The organism is Streptococcus sp. 27098_8_66 (assembly GCF_041431945.1).
Classification (GTDB): domain Bacteria; phylum Bacillota; class Bacilli; order Lactobacillales; family Streptococcaceae; genus Streptococcus; species Streptococcus dentalis.
In genome coordinates, this window is sequence record NZ_JAPVYS010000001.1 from 234,084 (window position 1) to 257,726 (window position 23,643).

19 protein-coding genes are annotated in these 23,643 nt (G+C 32.8%); 18 read left to right on the forward strand and 1 reads right to left on the reverse strand.

The genetic code is table 11. The features are described 5' to 3' along the window. The first annotated feature begins 103 nt into the window (after window positions 1–103). From O3642_RS01145 to O3642_RS01165, 5 genes are all read left to right on the forward strand, one after another. Complete coding sequence (locus tag O3642_RS01145; RefSeq protein WP_371605205.1) at window positions 104–1,294, forward strand: hypothetical protein; 1,191 nt, start codon at window positions 104–106, stop codon at window positions 1,292–1,294. Between the two features lie 4 nt (window positions 1,295–1,298). Continuing rightward, the gene (locus tag O3642_RS01150) at window positions 1,299–1,958 is read left to right on the forward strand and encodes a hypothetical protein (RefSeq protein WP_371605206.1); all 660 of its coding nucleotides are present in this window, start codon (window positions 1,299–1,301) and stop codon (window positions 1,956–1,958) included. A 15-nt stretch (window positions 1,959–1,973) separates the two neighbouring features. Then, window positions 1,974–2,729: a hypothetical protein gene (locus tag O3642_RS01155; RefSeq protein ID WP_371605207.1), complete on the forward strand. Its 756-nt coding sequence runs from the start codon at window positions 1,974–1,976 to the stop codon at window positions 2,727–2,729. 218 nt (window positions 2,730–2,947) lie between these two features. Continuing rightward, complete coding sequence (locus O3642_RS01160) at window positions 2,948–5,725, forward strand: DNA methyltransferase (protein ID WP_371605208.1); 2,778 nt, start codon at window positions 2,948–2,950, stop codon at window positions 5,723–5,725. A 77-nt stretch (window positions 5,726–5,802) separates the two neighbouring features. Continuing rightward, on the forward strand, window positions 5,803–6,195 hold the full coding sequence (locus O3642_RS01165) for a hypothetical protein (RefSeq protein ID WP_371605209.1): 393 nt from the start codon (window positions 5,803–5,805) through the stop codon (window positions 6,193–6,195). 261 nt (window positions 6,196–6,456) lie between these two features. On the opposite strand, the gene O3642_RS01170 is transcribed toward O3642_RS01165, so the two are convergent. Then, complete coding sequence (locus O3642_RS01170; protein WP_049483278.1) at window positions 6,457–6,654, reverse strand: hypothetical protein; 198 nt, start codon at window positions 6,652–6,654, stop codon at window positions 6,457–6,459. A gap of 304 nt (window positions 6,655–6,958) precedes the next feature. Between O3642_RS01170 and O3642_RS01175 the strand changes: the two genes are divergently transcribed. From O3642_RS01175 to O3642_RS01235, 13 genes are all read left to right on the forward strand, one after another. After that, window positions 6,959–9,349 carry a DUF6287 domain-containing protein gene (locus O3642_RS01175; RefSeq protein ID WP_371605210.1) on the forward strand — a complete coding sequence of 797 codons (2,391 nt, stop codon included), beginning with the start codon at window positions 6,959–6,961 and terminating at the stop codon, window positions 9,347–9,349. 271 nt (window positions 9,350–9,620) lie between these two features. Then, window positions 9,621–11,153, forward strand: a complete 1,533-nt coding sequence (locus O3642_RS01180) for a hypothetical protein (RefSeq protein WP_371605211.1) — start codon at window positions 9,621–9,623, stop codon at window positions 11,151–11,153. 89 nt (window positions 11,154–11,242) lie between these two features. After that, the gene (locus O3642_RS01185) at window positions 11,243–11,917 is read left to right on the forward strand and encodes a hypothetical protein (RefSeq protein ID WP_371605212.1); all 675 of its coding nucleotides are present in this window, start codon (window positions 11,243–11,245) and stop codon (window positions 11,915–11,917) included. 399 nt (window positions 11,918–12,316) lie between these two features. Next, window positions 12,317–12,943 (forward strand): hypothetical protein, encoded by a 627-nt coding sequence (locus tag O3642_RS01190; RefSeq protein ID WP_371605213.1) that lies wholly within the window; start codon window positions 12,317–12,319, stop codon window positions 12,941–12,943. A gap of 352 nt (window positions 12,944–13,295) precedes the next feature. Next, window positions 13,296–14,219 (forward strand): hypothetical protein, encoded by a 924-nt coding sequence (locus tag O3642_RS01195; protein ID WP_371605214.1) that lies wholly within the window; start codon window positions 13,296–13,298, stop codon window positions 14,217–14,219. Between the two features lie 285 nt (window positions 14,220–14,504). Beyond that, the gene (locus tag O3642_RS01200; protein ID WP_371605215.1) at window positions 14,505–16,436 is read left to right on the forward strand and encodes a DnaB-like helicase C-terminal domain-containing protein; all 1,932 of its coding nucleotides are present in this window, start codon (window positions 14,505–14,507) and stop codon (window positions 16,434–16,436) included. A gap of 96 nt (window positions 16,437–16,532) precedes the next feature. Next, window positions 16,533–16,781: a DUF3173 family protein gene (locus O3642_RS01205; protein WP_013903600.1), complete on the forward strand. Its 249-nt coding sequence runs from the start codon at window positions 16,533–16,535 to the stop codon at window positions 16,779–16,781. After that, window positions 16,774–17,985 carry a tyrosine-type recombinase/integrase gene (locus tag O3642_RS01210; RefSeq protein ID WP_371605216.1) on the forward strand — a complete coding sequence of 404 codons (1,212 nt, stop codon included), beginning with the start codon at window positions 16,774–16,776 and terminating at the stop codon, window positions 17,983–17,985. Before O3642_RS01205 ends, O3642_RS01210 begins: the two co-directional genes overlap by 8 nt. A gap of 214 nt (window positions 17,986–18,199) precedes the next feature. After that, window positions 18,200–18,643, forward strand: coding sequence for a hypothetical protein (locus O3642_RS01215; RefSeq protein ID WP_155171909.1), 444 nt, complete (start codon window positions 18,200–18,202; stop codon window positions 18,641–18,643). 152 nt (window positions 18,644–18,795) lie between these two features. Continuing rightward, window positions 18,796–19,239, forward strand: a complete 444-nt coding sequence (locus tag O3642_RS01220; RefSeq protein WP_155171907.1) for a hypothetical protein — start codon at window positions 18,796–18,798, stop codon at window positions 19,237–19,239. Window positions 19,240–19,434: 195 nt separating this feature from the next. Next, complete coding sequence (locus O3642_RS01225) at window positions 19,435–19,887, forward strand: hypothetical protein (RefSeq protein WP_155171905.1); 453 nt, start codon at window positions 19,435–19,437, stop codon at window positions 19,885–19,887. Window positions 19,888–20,065: 178 nt separating this feature from the next. Further along, the gene (locus O3642_RS01230) at window positions 20,066–21,802 is read left to right on the forward strand and encodes an ABC transporter ATP-binding protein (protein ID WP_037606372.1); all 1,737 of its coding nucleotides are present in this window, start codon (window positions 20,066–20,068) and stop codon (window positions 21,800–21,802) included. A gap of 13 nt (window positions 21,803–21,815) precedes the next feature. Next, window positions 21,816–23,594 (forward strand): ABC transporter ATP-binding protein, encoded by a 1,779-nt coding sequence (locus tag O3642_RS01235; RefSeq protein WP_371605217.1) that lies wholly within the window; start codon window positions 21,816–21,818, stop codon window positions 23,592–23,594. The last annotated feature ends 49 nt before the right edge of the window (window positions 23,595–23,643 follow it).

The window sequence follows — 23,643 nt, forward strand, 5'->3', positions numbered from 1 at the left end:
ATTAAGAGTAATCTATAAATAGATTTATAGGCTGGAGGAAATAGAACCTTTTAAGGTGATCTCCCTCAGCCTTTTACTTTAATAATAAAATTAGGAGTATATGATGGATAAAGAGCAATGGATTGAAATTTTTAAAGAGATTAACGACCGTGTACCAACAGAAGAAGAGATTCAAGCTGGTGTTCAATCAGGAGAAATAATAGTATCAGATTTATCGGCTATTTCTAAAGTTAATGACAGTGAAAGTAATGCTACGCCACATGTTCAGCCACAAGTAGAGTTGAACGAATACGTTTCACAAAATGTTGCGGAAATACAAAATGATCAAAATGTTAAATTTTGTAACTCATGTGGTACAAAGAATTTTGGAAATAGTAAGCAATGTAGTGGTTGTGGGAAATATTTTGAACAGGATGATCAAGATGAAAATATGTCTTATATTAAGAAATCAAGATTGTACAAATATTTAAAGTATTGTTACGATACACAAAGATGGAACATTTTGATTTATTTTTGTTTAGTAACGTTAGTACAAACTGTTATATCTTTATTTAGTATACCTTTTTTAATATTCCTTTTATCTGAGAAGGGTCAATCATTAATTTGTTGGATTGTTGGAGCGAAGAGAATAGATAGAAGTGATTATCAAGAAAAAGTTCAACAACCTGTTAATGAGATTATTCAAAAGGCGCGTCAAAAAGGTTTAAACTTACCAGATAATATTGAAATCCGCATGATTCATAATGATGTGCCTGCTGCCTACGCAATAGGTATGAACAAAATTATCGTTACTGATAGCTTACTGGAAAATCCATATTTTTTAGAACCAAAAATTATGTTTGAACTCCATCGAATCCATAATATGGCTCCAAATCTTTTACCTGTGGTAGTTGGTTCAAATATCATTTTAATTATTGTCTTACTAATTTTATTAATAACAACACTATTTGGAGGCTTTAAAAAAAATTATGGAGACAGCAGAAACTCATTTTGGTCAGGTAGTTCTGAAACAAAAGAAGGAGCTATTCTATTTTATGGTTCAATAATATTAATAGTTGGATTAATAAGTATCTTTTTATTGTTTGTAAAATCAATTGTTAAACGTGACGTATATCTTTCAGACCAGTATATGGCTGCGATTGGATTTGGGGAAATTCATTGTTATTATATCGATACTGTATCTGAGGAAGATGGATCTTTGGCCAAAGGATTTTGCGAGTTAGGATATCCGTCCAAAGATAAACGTATTAGTATTTTACAAAATAATTATCATGTAAGATATACAGGAGTATGAGATTATGAATAAAGAAGAATGGCTATCTCAATTTGAAGAAAAATTTAAACGGAAACCAAGTCCAGTGGAATTTTTTACTGCAAAAAAAAATAATGAATTTGAAGTAGAAAATATAAATGCTGAAACTATTCCTATTTCAGAAGGCGTCGTTAATAGTATCGGAGAACCAGAAGAACAGATGAATGATGAAGTTGAAGTAAAAATAGAAACTTCAGAAAATATTATCCCTGATGGAGATTATGTATCACCAAAAAATAATAGTCACGGTGAAGAATATGTCCCACCATACAATAGTGAGGTCAGGGAAGAATATAACTTTTGTGCTAAATGTGGCACCAAAAACTTCAAAACAAGTGAATACTGTATTTCCTGCGGCTCAAAAATTAACAGTAATAATCTTCAAAAATCCTTTTTATCTGATATCTCAGAAAAATTTTTTGAAGTTAGTTCTAAAGCTGGAAAGAAAACAAAGGAATTAACTCAATCAATTCAAACCAATACTCAATTGTATAAAGAAAATAAAAAACGTGAAAAATTAATTTTAACACTAGGAAATGCCTATTATGAAAGTAGAAAAAATACTATAGATGATCCTTTTTCAGAGTTAATAAACGAGATAAAAGAAGTCGATATCTTGATTCAAAATATGAAGAATTCGCAATAAATAAGGATTGATATGATGAAAAAATTATTAAAGATAATAATAACGATATTAGGATTATTTTTTTCATTTCAGATATCTAATGTGTACGCTGAAGAAACAGGACCTCTTGTCGTGCAAGGGATTGTCCAAGAAGGTTATAAGTTAGAAGTAGTCGTTCTTGTAGTAAAAGCAGATACCGAAGAGGTTGTTAAAACATTAAAAATTAATCCTGAAAATCATTGGATGCAAGAAACAAGTGTTCCAGAGGGTGAATATAAAATAAGAACCTATATTGAAAATTTAAGTCCTAGAGCCACGACAAAACAAAAAGCAACTTATATGGTAAAAAGGGTTACTAAGAATCCATCAAAGAGAGAAATACCTTGTTTTGTTGTTATGGAAGGAGACGAAAAATTTTTATCAGCATATTATGGATTAGTTGATTTTCAAAGAAAAGACGGTAGTTTCCTTAAAGGAAATTTTAGCGAAGATGAAATGAATCAATACTATCAAGAAGCAATAGGATCTCAGACTGGAATGCTAGGTTCTAGTCAAAGTAGTAAAAATGATAATGATAAAGACATTAAAAAAGATAGTGATAATGATAAAAATGATTCAACAAAACCAAAAACTAGCAAAGAAAGTGAAAATAAAGCAGGTGGAAAAGAAACTATTAATAACATAAAAACGAATGGAAATATAATAGAATTTCCTTTCTTCATTATTGTAATGTTTTCTGTTGTTTTCGTTATTCTCTTGATAATTATTAAAAGAAGTAATATTAAACGTTAGTCTATACTTTTTATTGATTATTGTGATTAGATTTATAATATAGAGAGGAAACTTTGTAAAAAAAGAAGCCCTGCAAGAAACTTCATAATAGAAGCTTTCTTGCGAGGCTTTATTTTTATATTTACAGAAAGAGCAGCTGATTTAATTAATATCTAGTAGCAAAATTAATAACAAAATATGGTATAATAACGTTATAAATTAAGGAAGTATTTTTTAATATGAATATAACTGAACAAAAGAAAAAAGCGAAGGAATTTATTAAATGCTGGGAGAATCGCGGAAATGAACGCCAGGACAGTCAATCATTTTGGCTTGATTTGCTTCAATCTGTGTATGGTGTAGAAAAACCTACAGAATACATTACATTTGAAGACAAGGTTAAGATGGACCACACAAGTTTTATCGACGGATTTATTGATACTACTAAGGTGTTAATTGAGCAGAAGGGTGCAGATAAGAACTTAAACCAGGCAATTAGACAATCAGACAACACCTTATTAACACCTTTTCAGCAAGCTAAACGATATTCAGCCAATCTTCCATACTCTAAACGTCCTCGTTGGATTGTAACTTGTAATTTCAAAGAGTTCTATGTCTATGACATGGAGCAACCAAATGGTGAACCAAAGGTCATTAAACTGGCTGATTTAGATAAGGAAGCCTATCGCTTAGAATTTTTGATTGATAAAACAAATGAACATCTAGAACGTGAGATGAAGGTTTCTATTGAAGCTGGAGCGATCGTGGGAGAGATTTACGAGGGGCTTCTTAAACAGTACATCAATCCTGACAGCCCAGATAGTCTCCATGCTATTAACCAATTGGTTGTTCGTTTAGTATTCTGTCTTTATGCTGAGGATGCAGGGATATTTGGTCATCACATGATGTTCCATGATTACCTGGCTCGTTTCAGTAGTCGTGATTTCCGTAGAGCTTTAATAGATCTTTTCTCAATCTTGGATACGCCGATTGAGGAACGTGACCCATACTTAGATGATGAACTACTGGCTTTCCCTTACGTTAATGGGGGGATGTTTGCCGAGAATAAGTTGGAAATTCCAAACTTTACGGAGGAGCTTCGTGAGTTAATTCTGGAGCATGCATCGTCTAGCTTTGATTGGTCAGAAATTAGTCCTACTATTTTCGGAGCGGTATTTGAATCAACCCTTAACCCAGATACACGTCGAAGTGGTGGAATGCATTACACTTCTATTGAAAATATTCATAAAGTTATTGATCCACTCTTCCTAGACGATTTAAAAGCTGAACTAAACGAGATTCGCCAGTTTAAGCAATTTAAAACGGTTGAACAAAAAGCCAAACAGTTTCAATCTAAATTATCTAGTCTTGTATTCTTCGACCCAGCTTGTGGTTCAGGTAACTTCCTTACAGAAACATATATATCTCTCAGACGCTTAGAAAATGAAGCGATTAAGCTCTATATGGGGGATGCAGTAGCATTGGATTTAGGACAAGACCTTGTTAAAGTTAGACTAAATCAATTCTATGGTATTGAGATTAATGACTTTGCAGTATCTGTTGCTAAAACTGCTCTTTGGATTGCTGAAAGCCAAATGTTGGAAGAAACCAAGGATATCGTATTTAGAGAGTTTGATTTTCTACCTCTCAAATCATACACTCATATTGTAAATGGAAATGCATTAACAACTAACTGGGAGACAATAGTTAATAAAAGTAAGCTCGACTATATAATAGGTAATCCTCCTTTTGTAGGACATCAATGGCAGAGTTCTGAGCAAAAAAAAGATATGTCTCATGTGTTCTCGGACCTTAAAAAACATGGAAAACTGGATTTTGTAACATCATGGTTTGCAAAAGCTGCACAATTCATGCAGGGAACTGATATAACCACTGCCTTTGTTGCAACAAACTCTATTGTACAAGGAGAGTCAGTTCGAATACTTTGGGAATACCTTTTTAATAAGGGTGTTGAAATTCAGTTTGCTCATCAATCTTTCAAATGGTTGAGTGAAGCTAGGGAAAAAGCGGGTGTTTCTGTCGTTATAATTGGTTTTACTGTATTTGAAACTAAAACACCAAAACTCCTTTTCTATGGTGAAAATAAAGAGATATGTAATAACATTAACGCCTATCTAGTCAAAGGAGACAACTACTTTATCCAATCTAGAGGCAAACCACTTAACCCAGCTATGCCTGTCATGACCAAAGGAAGCCAACCAACAGATGGTGGACACCTCGTACTTTCAGCTAGTGAAAGGATAAAATTTTTAGAGAGAACTTCTGAACTTTCAGAAATCATAAAACCTTATATAGGTAGTAATGAGCTAATTAACAAAAAAGAACGGTATTGTTTTTGGTTAGTAGATGTTGCTCCTTCCCTTATCAAGAAAGTACCTGAATTACGAGCCCGTTTAGAAGCAGTTAAAGAGAGTCGTATAGCAAGTCCTACTAAATCTGTACAGGAGCAATCTCTAACACCTCAACTTTTTACTCAAATTCGCCAACCAAATGTGAACTATATTGCAGTTCCTGAAGTTTCTTCAGAACATCGACGTTATATTCCAATTGGTTTTTTGGACTCTGAAACTATCGCTAGCAATAAATTATATATTATACCTGAGAGCAACTTGTACATTTTTGGTGTGCTTATTTCAAATGTTCACATGGCTTGGACTCGTATAGTTGCAGGTCGTTTAGAAGAACGATATAGTTACTCGCCAGCAGTTTATAATAACTTCCCTTGGCCAGAAGTAACTGATGCGCAAAAAGCAAAAATTTCTGAAACTGCTAAGGCCATTCTTGATGCGCGTGCACTGTATCCGGATAGCTCGTTAGCTGATCTCTATGATGAATTAACTATGCCTGTTGAGTTAAGAAAAGCTCACCAAAAAAATGACAGAGCTGTTATGGAAGTCTACGGTATGACAAAAATAGTCGATGGAAAGAAGACTTGGTTAACCGAAAGTGAAACAGTTGCAAGATTGTTTGAGATGTATGAAGAGAAAGTGAACTAAAAAATTTATTTCCATTTAAACAATGTGAATCTAGTTAATGTTTACTAGAAATTTCAAATTTAGTAAGGTTAAAAATTATGAAAACTCCCAAATTGTATTCTGATTTGTTAAAAAAGAAGCAATTAACTACTGAAATGATTGCTGAATGTATCTATTCCGTTAATAAACGAGCAAAAAATTATCGTGATAAAGTTATGGAATATAGAAAATCACCGTATCATACGCATTTACAAGATAACATTGACAATGCGATAGAAAAAAAGGTTGAATATTACGGAATGAAAGAGGAACTATTAAAGCCGTTTGTTCCAACAGTAATTCATAAACAATTTGTGAAAAATACGAAACGTGTTTACAGTTATGAAGAAGATTATCAAAAAATCTTAGTTGAAAAAGAAGGCGATATTATTTGGAAAAGTAATTACTTTGACAACGAGCGATATACAAAAATTCATTTTTTTGATTATTAAACTGAAAATAATCTTTATTTCTTTTATTATGAGATCGGTGGATTTAGTTTCCATAAACCAATCAGTGAAGCAGAAGCAAACAACTCAGGCCTTAGTATAGTTGAAATCGATGAGAATTTTAATACTTATGGTAGAAAAATTGAGGATTTACTTTCAGTTCCATTTGTTAAAAAGGTTTTAAACTTGTTGAACAGTGATGATTATACGATTATTGAGTAATAAATTATAAAATTTTCTACATTTAAATCTGTCTAAATATAATTAAAATACTTCATCCCTATCTAAATTCGGATAGGGCTTTTTATTGTTTAAAACACGAATTAAACATTCTATGCTAGCTTGTATATGAAAAATTTCGTATTCTCTAAATTCATCGTCTTCAGAATTTAGAAGCTTATCATAATGTCGTTGTATATGCCAAATGCATTTCTCAATATTTTCTTTTTTTAAATTATTCATGATTAAATTTTATTACAATATGAAAATAAAATGTCATGTCAAAACTATTTGGTAGAAAAAATAAACTATTCGGTAAAAATTTTTAAAAATTTCTGGTATTAAATTGATTCTTTTGAGATAAAGTTAAAAATATTGAGAAATGTTAATTTGATATTAGATACCTTTTTGATATTTTATTCACTTAAAAGGTTACTGCAAATTGTTTAATCCATTCTTAATATTTATATTCAAAATTAATTTAACATTGACAAAATAACTAATTAGTAATACTATTTATATATATTTAAATATATTGGAGATTTTTATGGAAAAAGTTAAGAAAAAAATGATTAAATCAGGGAAATTTTGGATAGTTGTTACTTCAACAATAATGTTAATTTGTATTAATAACAATGTTTTAGCATCTGAAATAGATGATAATAAATCAAATAATACTATTTTAGCTTCTGATTTAGGAAGTAACACTTTAGAAGAATCTTTAAGTAATAACAATGAATCTTCAGAATTACTAAAACCTCATGATTCCTTAAATAGTACAATAGAGACAGTTAATGTTGATCAAGTAAATAATAATTTAGCTGAAACTAGATCGAGTAACGAATCACCAGTTAACATAGAAAAAAATATTCATAATTTAGACTCTAATCTATCAAATTTAAGTGATCAAGATAAAGAGGATTTAATTACATATTTTAAAGAATTTAAAAATCCGTCTGCAATAACTTATGATTCAAATTATAAGTTTCCAGCTTGGACTGACCAGGTTCTAAAAAATAAGAACATAAAGTCAATTAACTTTATTGATGTAGACACAATCTTAGAAAACAGTGATTATGAGTTAGCTGATGGGCTTGTATTACCTTATTTAACTAATAAGAACCCAGACGACTCTCAGGGCTTAGAGGTTACAAGAATAACTAAAAGCATTTCAGAAGATAGTGAAAAATTTATTAGACTAATCGATAACTTCGATAAAGTGGCATATTCAAAATTAGATAAAATTTTGCACGAATTTAATATTGTTTCAAAAAACAATGATGGTGAGTATGTTGTTAATTCAGTCTATAAATTTAAAGGGGATGGCTCTTCAAACTTTGATTCTTTAAGAGAATCTTTAAGTGATGCTCGAAAATTATTTCAACCAAAGATAACATATAACAATAATAATATTGTTAGCTTTCTGACAGCTGGAGTAAGAGGGCATGGATATAATGTATATTCGTTAGATTATACTAATGCATGGAGCTTTCATAGTCTTAAGAATAATAAACGAATTGTTTTAAAAGATGTTACAGATGATGTACTTTCTGTAGAGAGTTATATTAAAGCTGCAGCAATTTATTCAAATATACCTTTATTATACTCAAATTTAGCAGATAATCCTTTAGAATTTTCTCGGACTAGGAGCATTCAAGGAAATATTGAAAAGATCAAATCTGGAGATTATAGCTCAGTCAGAGGTACTTGGAAGAATGGCTATGGTCGATCATTTTCTTTTTCTAAGAATGGGTTAATAGGAGACTACATTACTAAGCCAAGCAAAATCAATGATAACTATATTAGAGCTGAGATAACAGTAAAAAATTCACCTGTGGGACATTTTTTTGTGGAATTTATTCCAGCTGGTAAGGATTTTTCTGATGTTAATTTTGTAGATAAATCTGACAAATCTAGAGACCGGTTGATTATTGGTCAATATAATAGTATTTCTGATCCTAAATCAATTTTTTATAAGACGTTACCTGTTAGAAAATTATCTGATGAATATTCTGATATACTTATTACGGGTGCAGGAATTTTTATTATGACTGGAGGAGTAGGCGGAGCAGGCGGAAATCAAAATGCAATAGCTCTGAGAATTCCGGATGAATTATTAAATGAAGAATATCGATTGTTGTACAAGAATAATTACAAAAAGAATTATGTAAAAAAAATTTTAGATGAAACAATAAATCCAGGAAAAGATTCTAACATCAAAAATTTCATCGAACCAATTGATGAGTTTACTAAAAAACATCGATTCGATAAAGAGAAAAAGGAATTAAAAAAAGAAATATCAAATTCAATAGGAAAAGCTAAATCAGTTAAAGAAGTAGGAAAAAGGGTTGTCGGAATTAATACTATTGAAGATGCAAGGGATGATATTGGTGATTCCTTAAAAAAATTAGAAAAAAATAGTACACAGAAATATCCAAGTAATATTTTAAAAAATGTTGTTCCCGCTGCAAAAACAGTAATTGCAATAAAAGATGTTCTTGATCTAACAAAAGATGCAACTAGTTTATTAGGTGACGTTATTTCAGGTGATATTACAGGAACTCGAGTAAAACATGATGAAGACGATACAGATTTTGTTAAAGATGTTAAGGATTATAAAGCTGAATATAAAAATGATAGAGAGTCTGAAACTTTTTTGGGGATTACTTTTGGTTTAATACACAAGATTTTTAATGCTTTAGTAGATATTCTTTCTGATATTGGAAGTAGCATTGCTAAGTTATTTGGTATGTCTCTCGGTATACTAGGAAGTGTTATAGCCGGGATTGTTACAACGGGTGTTGTTACAATTGCAGGAGGTATTCTTTGGTCCACAGTATTAAAAAAGATGATTATGGATGGCTTAAAAAACAGTAGAGATACTATCATGAAGTTCTTGAAAGGACTAACCGATATTTTTAAGAATATCAAACACTAAAAAATTAATTATCAAAATCAGATGATAGCATCAATAATACTTTAATAAATTTTTTCCAAATGTCTGTCTTATATATATTATTTAATATAGTTAAGTTATGAATTTATCAATCCTATCCAAAATTATGGATAGGATTTTATCTTTTGAGTACCGAATATAATACTAGCTTACAAATTTTAAATTTATTTTCGGGACCTAAAGATCCCAAAAATGATTACTTAATACGTGGAAGTGAGTTATAATTTATATATCGAACTGAAAGGGAATTGCGATGTGGAAAAAGCAAATTGAAAAGCCAACAATTATTAAGAGACAAAAGCATGATAAGTCTTTTAAGAATTACATTAAAGAACTTTCAAAAGAAAAAGATTTTGGAGAACGATTAACCACAAGAGAGTTGGCTAAGAGGGTAGGTATAGACTATGAAATGTTTAGAAAAATTCTCAATAAACGAAAACCAAATCAACCTCGGGATTGTATAATCGCTATTTGTGCAGCATTATTTTGCTCAGTTGAAGAAACAAATAAAGCGTTATTTTATTATGATGATATGCCTAGCCTAGATCCTTCAGAAGGATATAGAGATTATTTTATAAGATCGGCATTAGAAGCGAGTGAGGATAAATCAACTCATTTCGACTATGCATATAAAGGAGTGGAATTAGTAAACAAAATATTAGATGACAATAATTTTTCAAAGTTACGACTATCTAATAAGATTAAAAGTGTAAAATCAAATGAGAACGTTAAAAATAAGATAAAACATATATCGTCAGAAAAATATTCTGAACGTGAGAAATTTAACTCATCATTAGGTGAATTTTATAAACCATATAATTATAGTGTTGGAACAACAATAGAGGTTGATTACCATGGGGAAAGTCAATATATAAGAAAAAATAGTGATAGAAACGAAGTATACATAAAGAGTAAAAATGGTTTTTCTATAAAAGTTTTAGATAAGGAAACTGAAATGTTTAAAGAGTTTTCACCAATAATAGATAATGTGAACTTACAAGAATTAAAAAAGTGTTATGAGGTATTGTATGACACAAGAAATTGGGGATTTAGAAAAAGTGCAAAAATCAAAGATGCTTCAATAGTTGTCTATGGAGAACAATTTAATTACTATATCCCAGATAGGAATGAGTATTTCTATGCTGAAATTAAAAATGGAAAATTTAGTTTTTCTGTTTTTAAGACTACTATGTTTATGAGGGAATATTTGACGAAAGATGAATTTAAAAGTTTTTATTCTAAAAAAAGAAAAGAACACCAAGCAGAAGTTCAAACATTTTATTCTATTAATGAAATAAAGGAATACTGTGAAAAATTACCAAATAATTTTTTTGATGTTAGATATAGTTATATTTCATACTTTGAAATAATGAAAGAACAACTTGAGAATTTGCTCATTAACATAAAAAACAAGAAGGAATTGATTCGAGATTTCAATGTGTTGCCAGGGGATGACCCATATGAAATTTATTACTTTTTTAATGTCCAAGATGAGTTTGAGTGTATTGAAGAAGAAATTACGAAGCCTGTATTTAAAGAATATAATCCCTTTGAAGAAGATTTAGGATTGAGTGATGATAAAGAGATTGGTTCCTATCTAGGAGAAGAAAAATATATTGAAAGAGTTTCTAAAAAGAAAGAAGCGGTATTTGAATTTAAAAATAAAAAAGTAATTTTAACAAGAGAAGATTTAATTACTGCTTTTGAACTTGGTTTAAACAACATCGAAGATGTATTGAATCTTAAAAGTCAAATTTTAGATTTTGAAACAATTTATGAAAAATAATCATTTGGGACCAAGAAGTCCCAAATGATGTTGATCTCTTTAGATTAATAAAATATAATGATTTTATTAACTGAAGGAGGTTCCCTCTAATGACAAATTTAGAATATGTAAATTCAATAATTCGTTCTAATGACATGATATACATTGATACATCGTCACTTATGAATGTAATGGAACTAAGGAAATTTTTAGAAAGCTATTACCAAATTTTTGTTGACAATAACAAAAGAATAATTGTGACTAGAGAAGTATGTTTAGAAATTTATAGACACTTAATTTCAAAAGTAGAAACGAAACAGTATAAGTCACAAAAAGTTATCGAGGTACTTAAACAGTATAAAGAAATATTTATTTTTGAAGATGAAAATTTGAATGATACCGAGGCAGAACGTGCATTTGCTGATTCAGAACTATTATCACGTATTACTAAAGAAAAAATAAAACATCGCCAGCTTCTTATAACTAATGATAAAAAACTAAGTGTTGATGTATATAATTTAAATAATTTGAATTCCTGTTTAGGAGCGAAAATATCTGTTTGCTACATTTCTCAAGATGGATTGTTGCATAAAGGAAAGACAAAATTAGAAGATAATTTTAATATCGTGAATAATAAGTTGAAGGAAATTAAGATTATTGGACTTTATTATCATGATACACACGAGATAAACTTAAAGACAAGAATATTAGATGCTCTTTCTGGAGCATTAGTTGGTACAACTATAACAAAGTATATGCCAAAGTTAATTCGAGCTATACGATAAATTAAGAAAGTCTGTAAATTCTTTCGAATGAAAATTATACGATATTAGAGGAGATACCATGAACTATCAGTTTTATATAATCATAACATTGTCATTATTGGTTTTGATTTTATTTTGTAAGAACTTTATTCTCAGGAAAAAATTTACGCAATACATAATTGATAATAACAAAAGTGACAAAAATAATTCATTTTTGCACGGTTTGAGTTTTTATGAATCTGTAAAAATACTAAATAAAAAGTATAGAATTGGGAAAATAAACGCGTATGTCATTATTAATTCTTTAAATGATAAAGATGTTGAACAGTGAAAAGTGAAAAGTTAAAAAATATAAAATGAAAAGTCTTAAGGAATATCCTATTTCGTTAAAATTTTATATTAAGAAGGGTTTGGAGAAAGATGAAATTTATAAATGGGATGAAGGATTTATCACAAGCGATAGTAGATAAAACAGTTGATGTGAGTCAAAAAAGTTTTAAGTGGGTTAAAGATAATCGTGAAGTGATTATAGAATATGCAGCTATTACTATCCTAAAAAGTGTTGTTGAAGTTCTAAATGAAGATAGGAATAGGAAAGAAATATATGAGGATGAGTATGATTATAATGAAAGCTTTGAATCTAATATAAATGAGTCGAGTTATATAAGTGCTATAAATGATGAACAATTTATGTTGCAGGAATCACAAATAAAAAATAATATTAATTATCCCCAAAACAGAAAATCTCCAGACTGTCATTTTTGCCATAGTAAAAATGGTAAAATCTTCGTTCGAGGAGGAACGGATGAACAAAAGCAGCAATTTAGAGAGATGCATCGATTTGTAGGACAATATGTTTGTACTGAATGTGGAAACGACTTTGATGAAGATGATATTGATTGGGAATTTAGCGATCCAGAAACTGGTTTCTATTATTGTAATTTCTGCAGTAATTCACTAGAGCAGGCTGGAATTGATGCAATGGATCCTGATGGTTTTGGATACGATGATTATGGAAATTGGGATTCTGACCGTTTAGGGTTATAACCTATCTAAGGTCATTAGATAAAATTAATTAAAAAATTTTTTCAAAAAAATTTTAATCCTATATGGAAGATCTTATAATGTGTATTAAAATCCTTAAAATATCACTATTTCCGCTATTTTAAAGGGCACTTTGTAAAGTGTCCTTTTTAAATTTTAGTAGAAAATTGAGCAATTTTTGGTAGAAAAAGCGACTTTTTTTGATTTTTCTTTTTTTTACTTTCATCAAAAAATGGCAGACTATAAGTATGAAAAGAAAATTTATTGAGTGCAAGAGAGTTGTAGCTTCATCGCTACAACTCTTTTTTTGTGCCCTCAATAATCTTTTCAAATAAATAAAAAAAGAGGTTATATAATGCCTGTTGATAAAAACAAGAAAATCGAGAAGATTTTAAATACACCGACTTTGAATTTGCTACCTTCTGTTAATTCGAAAACAGTTGACAAAGTGAGGGATCCGATCACTAATCGAACTTCTATTCATTTAGGGACTGGTACGATTCATATTGAAAACTTTGACGATAACAAAGATTATTTCAAGCTTCGAGTATTGAAGATGTTGGATTTATTGATTTTTCTTATTGGTAAGAAGAATAAATATAGACTAAGTGAAGAAGATGCTGTTAACTGCTTGGTTGAATTTTCAATTAAACAGTATTCAGAACTGCTAGGGAAATCTAAACCAGCAAGTATCTCAACGAAAAAGAATGTACGTTGTATCATTGATGAAGCATTATGCTTGCTCAAGGATCTTTCTATCAGTACTAAAGAAAAGAGAGGTGCACATCATGTTGTATTCAATGATATAAAATTTATTGAGGAATTCAAATGCGAAAATGGAATTTTTACAGTTCAATTGACTGAAAAATTCGTTAGATATTTAATCACATCTTATGTGACAAATTTTCCTCTCGAACTTTTTAAAATTGATGAACGTAGTAAAAATGTTTATTCTCTTGCAAAGAAATTAGTCTATCATCAAAGTAACAAAAATAATCGAAGAAAAAAGACTAATGAAATTATTTCCGTTGAAGCTTTATTAAATGTATGTCCCCAAATTCCTCCTATAGAAGAGGTAAGATTAAAAAAAGGTGGTTGGCGTTCAAGAATTGAAGAGAGCTTTGCTAATTCACTTGATAAACTAATCGATTATAAAATCCTAGTTAGTTGGGAATACTGTAATCCAAATTGTGAACCTTTATCAGATGAACAGTTAGGAATGAACTCATTTTTTGAATTTCAGAAATTTAGAATTTATTTTAAAGTTTCAGGGATTTAAATTCACTGATTTATCGATTTGCTTCGATTAAATCAGGATTTATGAGGTATGTTGAATTAGAAATTGGGGTATGTTGAATTAGAATTTGGGGTATGTTGAATTTGCTAAAAAAATTTTGATCCTTGGTATCACTGATATTATTAGTATTTCTGATTTTCAATACTAATAATATTAATAAGCAGCATATGCCTTCAATTTTCATATTGAAGGCAATGCTATAATTTTGCCTGTAAGAAAAAAAGTCCGGATTTATTTTTTTACTGGAAACTACAAAAGGAGAAAAAAATGTTTGAAGAAGAAAAATCTTATTTGAAAGCATACATTGAACAAATCTCTGAACCAAGTCGTAAAGGTGGTAAGGGAGCATATATTTGCCCCCTCTGCCACAGTGGTGAAGGAAGAAACAGAACTGGTGCTTTTCACATTTACGATGAAATCCAGTGGAAATGTTTCTCTTGCGATAGAGGTGGAGATATCTTTGATCTTATCGGCTATGTAGAAGGAATTGATAAATTTAAGGATCAATTGAAGCGTGTCAGAGAATTGTTTAATCTATCAACTGAATGTGATGAATTAAAGAACCAGAGGAGTGAATATTTGAATTCCAATGCTGTTTTTCCTTTAAAGGAAGAAGAGAAAAAAGATAATTATTTAAGCTTTTATAATGAGGCCACAAAGCATCTCTGTGAAACTGACTATTTTCTTAAACGAGGGTTGAGTTTTTCAACAGTCCAACGGTTTAAAGTTGGTTACGTAAAAAAATGGAAGCATCCCAAAGTGACTAATCCTAATGTTCCTGAAACACCTCGGTTAATTATTCCTTTAAGTGAAAGTTGTTATTTTGCTCGTGATACAAGAGATATTGTACCCGAACCTCAATTGAACTATATTAAGCAGAAGGTGGGAGGGAGCGATATTTTTAATAAAAGCGAACTCTTCAAAAAATCTACGGATCCCATTTTTATTGTAGAAGGCGAAATAGATGCCATGAGCATCGTTGAAGTTGGTGGAAAGGCAGTAGCACTTGGCAGTATTGGAAATATAAATAAATTAATTAATCTTATTTCTGATCTAAAAATTGATCGTACATTCATTCTTTCATTGGACCAAGACGAAAAGGGGAGAGAGGCTGAACTAAAATTAGCAGAGCAATTTAGAAGTAAGAAAATTAAATTTATTTCTTGCAAATTAACTATTGATGATGTAAAAGATCCTAACGATATGTTAGTGAAAAATAAAGGAGTATTTAACAAAATGGTAGAAAATGCAATCAATCAAACAAAAAGTGAAAAAGAGCGGTATCTTGAATATTCAACAGCTAATCATCTTTCGAAGTTTTTTAATGATATTACGAATGGTTCAAATACTTCATGTATTAAAACAAATTTTGAAGGTTTAGATGATCTGTTAGAAGGTGGTCTTTACGAAGGCTTGTATTGTGTTGGTGCAATTTCCTCCCTTGGAAAGACAACATTTGTAACTCAGATTGCTGATCAAATTGCAGCACAGGGAACAGATGTTTTGATTTTTAGTATTGAAATGTCTAGGTGGGAAATAATTAGTAAAAGTATTAGTCGTCACACTGTTATCGAATCTATTGCCTCTAATAGTGATATCAGAAATGCAAAAACAGCACGAGGAATTACTGAGGGGAGTAGATATTCAGGTTACAGCACCCCAGAGATTGATTTGATTAAAAAAGCTAGAGAAAATTACTCTCAATACTGCAAAAATATTTACATTATCGAAGGTACAGGACCTATTGGTGTGGAACTAATTCGGAGAAATGTTAAAAATCATCTCAAATATACTGGAAAAGTACCCGTTGTAATTATTGATTACTTACAAATTCTATATCCAGTGGATGACCGATTAACTGAAAAACAAAACACAGATAGATCGGTAATAGAATTGAAAAGGATTAGCCGAGACTTTAAAACACCAGTAATTGCTATTTCTTCTTTTAATAGAGAAAACTACAAATCTGTTGTCAGTATGCAGTCTTTCAAGGAGAGCGGAGCAATCGAGTATTCTAGCGATGTTTTGATTGGACTACAACTTAAGGGGACTGGACCAGCAAATTTTGATGTTAATGAAGCTAAGTCGAGAAATCCTAGAGAAATTGAACTAGTGGTTTTAAAAAATCGTAATGGAAGAACTGGCATTAAGATGGAATTTGACTATTATGCGATGTACAATTATTTTAAAGAAAAGTAGTATAAGGCTTTTGGTTAATGATCTAATTTGTTGAATTACTCTAAGCCTTATCAAAAGATGGAAATCTCTGTAATTAAGAATTAGAAGGAAGAGATAATGCAAACAATAAATCATACAGAATTAATGAAATTAGGTTTTCCTGAACATACGGCACGGGATATTATAAGACAAGCCAAGTTAATTGCTGTTCGTCAATTTGAAGAATCTAGAGCTTTATCGAATAATGTGGTAGAATTAAGTAAATCACCATTTGATAATTCTCGTCTTAATTTAGCTCCTACGTATATTGTAGAAGAATTACTCGGCTTTAAGTTGCTTTCTGAAAGAAAGGAACAAAATGAGTAAAAAATATAAATGCGTAAGTCGAAATAAGAAAGGAAAAATTTACTATGAGGTTGAATTCAGTGTAGATCCGTCTACGGGTGACCGAAAGAGGTTTAGGGTTAAATCTTATAAAGATCAATTTGGAATTGATTTTAAAACAGAAAAGCAAGCCTTTGACGAAGTCTGTAGGATAAGAACTGAATACAATGCTAAAATAGCTAGTGCCAGTGCAAATAGGCCACAATTAGATATTCCATTTTCAAAATTTATGGAAGATGTTTATTTGCCTTATTATAAGAAAACTGTTCAGCCCGTAACCTATCAAACTGCTTATCCTCAGTATAAGACTTTTATTGAAGTTTTTGCTGACAAGAAATTGTCTGAAATCAATGTTCGGGAATGCGAAGATTTTAGATTATCTTTAATGGAAGACTACTCTCCAAACTACGCAAAAGGACTTTGGTGTAAACTGAAGAAGTGTTTAAATTATGCAGAACGCTTGGAATACATCGAGAATAATCCTTGTCGAAAGTTAGACAATCCTAAAGGAGAAAAACCGAAAACTGAATTTTGGACTGTAGAGGAACTACATAAGGTATTAAAAACTTTTGATCAGACAGTTTATGAAGAGAAGCAGTTTTATACGGCTATCTGGCTTTATTTTATGACGGGGATGCGAGTCTCTGAGGGTCTTAGTTTAAAGTGGTCAGACATAGATCTTAAAAATAAGGTTATTCATATTCAGTCTACCTTAGAATATCAAGGGAATGGGAAATACGTTCGAAAAGAGCAGACAAAAACTAGAGCAGGAATGCGTTTCTTAGAAATAGATGACGAAACTGTTAAAGTGTTGCAAAATTGGAGAACTGTACAAGTGTATAATAGAGAAGATAATTTCGTGTTAGCACGGTTTAACTCTCCGATGAACAAATGTACCTTAAGTCGAATGTTAAAAAGGCATGCACTAGCGGCTAAGGTTCCCGTTATTACTGGGAAAGGATTACGTCATAGTCATGATTCATTTATGATAAATGTTCTAAAAAAAGATGTTTTGTATGTCTCGGCTCGCTCAGGAAGAACGGACAAGGCTACAACACTAAACACCTATTCTCATTTCTATGATAGACAAGTTGTTTCTGGTGGTGCTGAGATAACAGAGGTTTTAGGAGAGCTGGGATTAACTGCAAATCCCGCCACAATCCCGCCAAGTGGAGAAACCAAGTAAAAAATAGCTGTGTGAGAACAACTAAAGCAACGACGCTTCAGTTACTCTTAAATAATAGAGTTTCCAATCAAAATGAAAACCGAGGTTTAGGCCTCGGTTTTTTTGTGCATTCTTTCTTTCGTGACTTTTACAAGCCCTGTATCATCAAATATTTCATTGAGATACGACAAGATTGTTGCTATAATAGGGTTATTCGATGAAATAAGGAGAAGGTATGAAAAATTTTAAACAGATTCTTTTGGCTTTAGTTGCTGTTTTTGCAGCAGTCCTTTTGGTAGCCTGTGGTCCAAAAAGTGATAATGGGACTTATGTATTCGAACCCACAACAGATGAAGCGAGGGAGAGGCTACCAAGTGAACTTGCTTATATCATTTCAGATGATTATAAATTTAAGGTTTCGATTATCATTAAGGATAAAGAAGGCCTTATGAAGGTTCGAATAAAATCAAATATTCAAAATATCAATCAATCCTATGATTTTAAGGTTGACCAAAAAAACAAAATATTTGTTATGAAGAATGACTACAGTGTGACAAAGATGGCGTATCAAATTTCTAATCATACCCTAACCTTTATGGATGTAAAAGAATCAAAATCGAGTGGGTCTGATATTTTTATAAACTATATAAAAATGGCTAAGTTTAAAAAAGTTAAATAATTTAGCGAAGATAGGTACGGATCCTGCCTTTTTAAACATACAAATATGATCCGTAAAATATATTACAATCATTTTACATTTGCAAAATATTCTTGAGAGTTTGTTGATTTGTTGCTATAATGGCGGTAAATCATATCATTAAGGAGAAGATGATGAAAAATTTTAACCGTATTTTGTTAGCGCTTGTAGCTGTCTTTGCAGCAGTCCTTCTTGTAGCTTGTGGTGATAAAAGCGATAATGGAACTTATGTTTTTGAGCCAAGCAAAGAAGAGGCTGTTAAAATGCTTCCAGAAGAGCTTCAGGGATTGGCTGGTGATGGTATCAATGTAAAAATTTCGATTGCTATTCAGGGGGATAAGGCTGAATACAAGAGTGAAACTGAATTTGCTGGCAATAAAAAAGAAAGTAAGTATGAGTATAAAGTCGACCAAAAGGCAAAAACTATGAAATATGAAGCACAAGGCATGAAAGTAGAGCTTTCTTATGAAATTTCTAATGATGTACTGACGATAAAGAAAGTTAAAAACTCTGTCGTTAGCGATAATGATTTTTTCAGCAATTACTTGAAAGTTGCTAAGTTCAAAAAAGTTAAATAATAAGTAAGGCAGGGTTTATATCCTGCCTTTTTATATGTATTTATGATGATTTTATACTAGGATTCTAACTAATTTTGAATATTTTAGCAAATATCGTATAGTATGAACATAGTTAAAAGAGACACGTTAACAATTCATTGCGATGCAATGGAATTGTTGCTATAATAGGGTTATTCTATGTAATAAGGAGCACTTATGAAAAACGTTAAACAGATTATTTTGGCTTTCGTTGCAATTTTTGCAGCGATACTCCTGGTAGCCTGTGGTGCAAAAGGCGATAATGGAACTTATGTTTATAAACCGACTAAAGCAGAGATGAAAAAAATTCTCAAAGATCAAGGAGCTTCCAGTTCAGATATTGATTCTCTAAACAATAAATATTCCTTGGAGTTGTCCATTGATATTAACGATTCAAAAGGATATTTAAATATTAAAACTGAAAGACCCGGTCATAAAACTGTAGATTCAACAGAAATTAAAGTTAATCAAAAGACTAAAACAATCGGTGCGTTAGAAGACAAGGGGGAGAAGGTTAGATATAAGATTAAAGGGGACACCCTGACATTGAACTTTACAAAAGATCAAGAATCGACGAATCAATTTGCGTCGTCTCTTCTTAAAAACGCTAAATTCAAACGCACGAAATAATGCAAGTGAAGAGCGGGGGAAACCTGCTCTTTTGCTTTACTTTTATGCCTAGTTTGGTATAATGAATGAGACTACAGATGGGACTGGGGCAGGAATGATTTTCTTTGAAAATGATTTCGTCTCGCTCCCTCTTTTCTGTGTGATCAAGGTTATTATTTATGGAAAAGGAGAATCATCTATGCTTTATATTTGGTCTTACTTGAAAAAGTATCCCAAGTGGCTAGCCCTGAATCTATTTTCGGCGGTCCTGTTTGTTATTGTCAATTTGGGCTTGCCAACGGTTCTAGCTCGCATGATTGATGAAGGGATTAACCCGCGTGATGTGGACCGGCTGTATTTCTGGGGCTGGGTCATGTTTGCGATTATTTTGCTTGGGATTGTGGGGCGGATTATCTTGTCTTACGCGGTTGGTCAGCTAACGACCACCATGGTCCGCGATATGCGCAATGACCTCTATGCTAAGTTACAGGAGTACTCGCATCGCGAGTATGAGCAAATTGGGGTATCGTCATTGGTCACTCGCTTGACTTCGGATGCCTTTGTTTTGATGCAGTTTGCGGATTCTATGTTGAAGATGGGGGTCATCACACCCTTGATGATGGTTTCCAGTGTTCTCTTGATTTTGACAACCAGTCCTTCTTTAGCGTGGATTGTAGCGGTTTCTGTACCATTTCTTGCGGTCGTCGTCTGGTATGTGGCAGTTAAGACACGTCCTCTTTCTGAGAAACAACAAAAGACCCTCGACCATCTCAATCAATTTGCGCGTGAAAATTTGACTGGACTTCGTGTGATTCGTGCCTTTGCCCGTGAAGAATTCCAAGAGGATAAATTTGCGGCTGAAAATGAAGTCTACGCAGAAAACTCGAATAAATTGTTCAAACTAACTGGTTTGACAGAACCCCTATTTGTGCAGATCATCATAGCTATGATTGTGGCGATTGTCTGGTTTGCTTTGGATCCTCTTCATGACGGTAGTTTGAAAATTGGGGATCTGGTTGCCTTTATTGAGTATAGCTTCCACGCGCTCTTATCTTTCCTCTTTTTAGCCAATCTCTTTACTATGTATCCTCGGACTGCGGTTTCTAGCCGTCGTCTCAAGGAAATCATGGACATGCCCATTTCGATTGATCCAAATGAGAATGGTGTAACAGAAACAGCGTCTCGTGGCTATTTGGAATTTGACAATGTCACCTTTGCTTATCCAGGTGAGACAGAAAGTCCGGTTCTTCACAACATTTCCTTTCAAGCCAAACCTGGTGAAACGATTGCCTTTATCGGCTCGACTGGTTCTGGGAAATCTTCGCTTGTGCAGTTGATTCCTCGATTCTATGATGTCACCTTAGGAAAGATTTTGGTGGATGGCGTGGATGTCCGTGACTACAATCTGAAAGCCCTTCGCCAAAAGATTGGTTTTATTCCGCAAAAGGCCTTGCTCTTTACAGGAACCATTGCTGAAAACCTTCGTTATGGAAAAGAAGATGCCTCTGTACAAGAGCTAGAACAAGCGGCTGAAATTTCCCAAGCCAAAGAATTTATTGACAGTCGCGAGGAACGCTTTGACACGCATTTGGCAGAAGGTGGTAGCAACCTTTCAGGTGGCCAAAAACAACGCTTGTCCATCGCTCGTGCCGTTGTCAAAGATCCTGATATTTTTATCTTTGATGATTCCTTCTCAGCCCTAGACTACAAGACGGATGCCACTTTGCGGAAGCGTCTCAAAGAAGTCACAGGAGATGCGACCGTCTTAATCGTAGCGCAACGCGTGGGAACCATTATGGATGCGGATCAAATTATTGTCTTGGACCAAGGGGAAATCGTCGGTCGAGGAACCCACGATGAATTGATGGAAAGCAATGAGATCTATCGTGAAATTGCCAATTCGCAGCTCGATAGTCCGTCATTAACAGAAGAATAGAAAGGAGAAGCAGATGAAACAAGAACAAAACAGTTTTAGTAGACTATGGACTTATTTGAGAGCCTATCGATTGGAAGTTTGCTTGTCCATTTTCTTAAAAATTCTGAGTGTCGTCATGAGTGTTGTCGAACCCTTTGTTTTGGGGCTTGCGATTACTGAGTTGACAAAAAATCTCATGGATATGGCAAAAGGCCTTGTGGGAGCTGGTCTTAACACCTCCTATATCGCGATCATTATGACGCTCTATCTATTCCGTGGGGTCCTCTATGAGTTGGGATCTTATTATTCTAACTATTTCATGACCAATGCTGTTCAAAAGACTGTTCAGGACATGAGAAATGATTTGTCTCATAAAATCAATCACATTCCCGTTTCTTATTTTGACCGGCATCAGTTCGGAGATTTGCTAGGACGTTTTACTAGCGATGTCGAAACCGTCTCGAATGCCTTGCAACAGTCATTCTTACAAATCGTTAATGCTATCTTTACCTTGCTCTTTGTCATCAGCATGGTCTTGTACTTAAACATCCAGCTAGGGCTAGTGGTCATTTTGTCCATTCCGATCACTTATTTCAGTGCTCGATTTATCATGAAAAAATCTCAGCCTTACTTTAAAGAGCAGGCAGATGTTTTGGGGGCAATGAACGGCTTTGTGCAAGAAAATTTAACAGGCTTTAACGTCCTTAAGCTCTACGTTCGGGAAAAATCTTCCCAGGAAGAGTTTCATGATATTACCCATCACCTTCAAAAGGTAGGATTCAAGGCTAATTTCATTTCCGGCTTAATGATGCCGATTTTAAATGGGATTTCAGATTTGACTTATCTCATTATCGCTTTGTTTGGTGGCTTGCAAGTGATAGCAGGTCGTTTGACTGTGGGGAATATGCAGGCCTTCGTTCAATATGTTTGGCAGATCAACCAACCGATTCAAAACTTAACCCAATTGGCAGGGCAGCTACAAAGTGCCAAGTCGTCTCTAGATCGGATTTTCCAAGTCATGGATGAACCAGATGAAGTAGCAGATGTAACAGAAACTCTCTCTGGTGATTTGACAGGTCAGGTCAGCTTTAAAAACGTTGATTTCCAATATGTAGCGGACAAACCCTTGATTCGTGATTTCAACCTAGAAGTCAAACCAGGTGAAATGGTGGCCATTGTCGGACCGACCGGAGCAGGGAAAACAACTCTGATTAATCTGCTCATGCGCTTTTACGATGTGACTGCGGGATCGATTACGGTGGATGGTCATGATATTCGTCATCTATCTCGCCAAGATTACCGCAAACAATTCGGAATGGTGCTTCAGGATGCTTGGTTATATGAAGGAACCATCAAAGAAAACCTTCGCTTTGGTAATCTCGAGGCAACGGATGAAGAAATTGTTGAAGCCGCAAAGGCGGCCAATGTCGATCACTTTATCCGGACGCTTCCTGGTGGTTACAATATGGAAATGAACCAGGAGTCTAGCAATATTTCTCTAGGGCAAAAGCAACTCCTAACCATTGCGCGTGCGCTCCTAGCGGATCCTAAAATCTTGATTTTGGATGAAGCGACGTCTTCTGTCGATACGCGTTTAGAACTCTTGATTCAAAAAGCGATGAAGAATTTGATGAAAGGGCGGACTAGCTTTATCATTGCTCACCGCTTGTCTACCATTCAAGAAGCAGATAAAATCCTTGTCCTCAAAGATGGCCAAATCATCGAGCAAGGAAATCACCAATCCTTGTTAGCAGATAAAGGATTCTACTATGAGCTCTACAATAGCCAATTTTCAAATAAAAAAGCGGAATAAGCTAAATAGGTTGAGATAGATTTCTCAACCTATTTTCTATAAGTCCTTT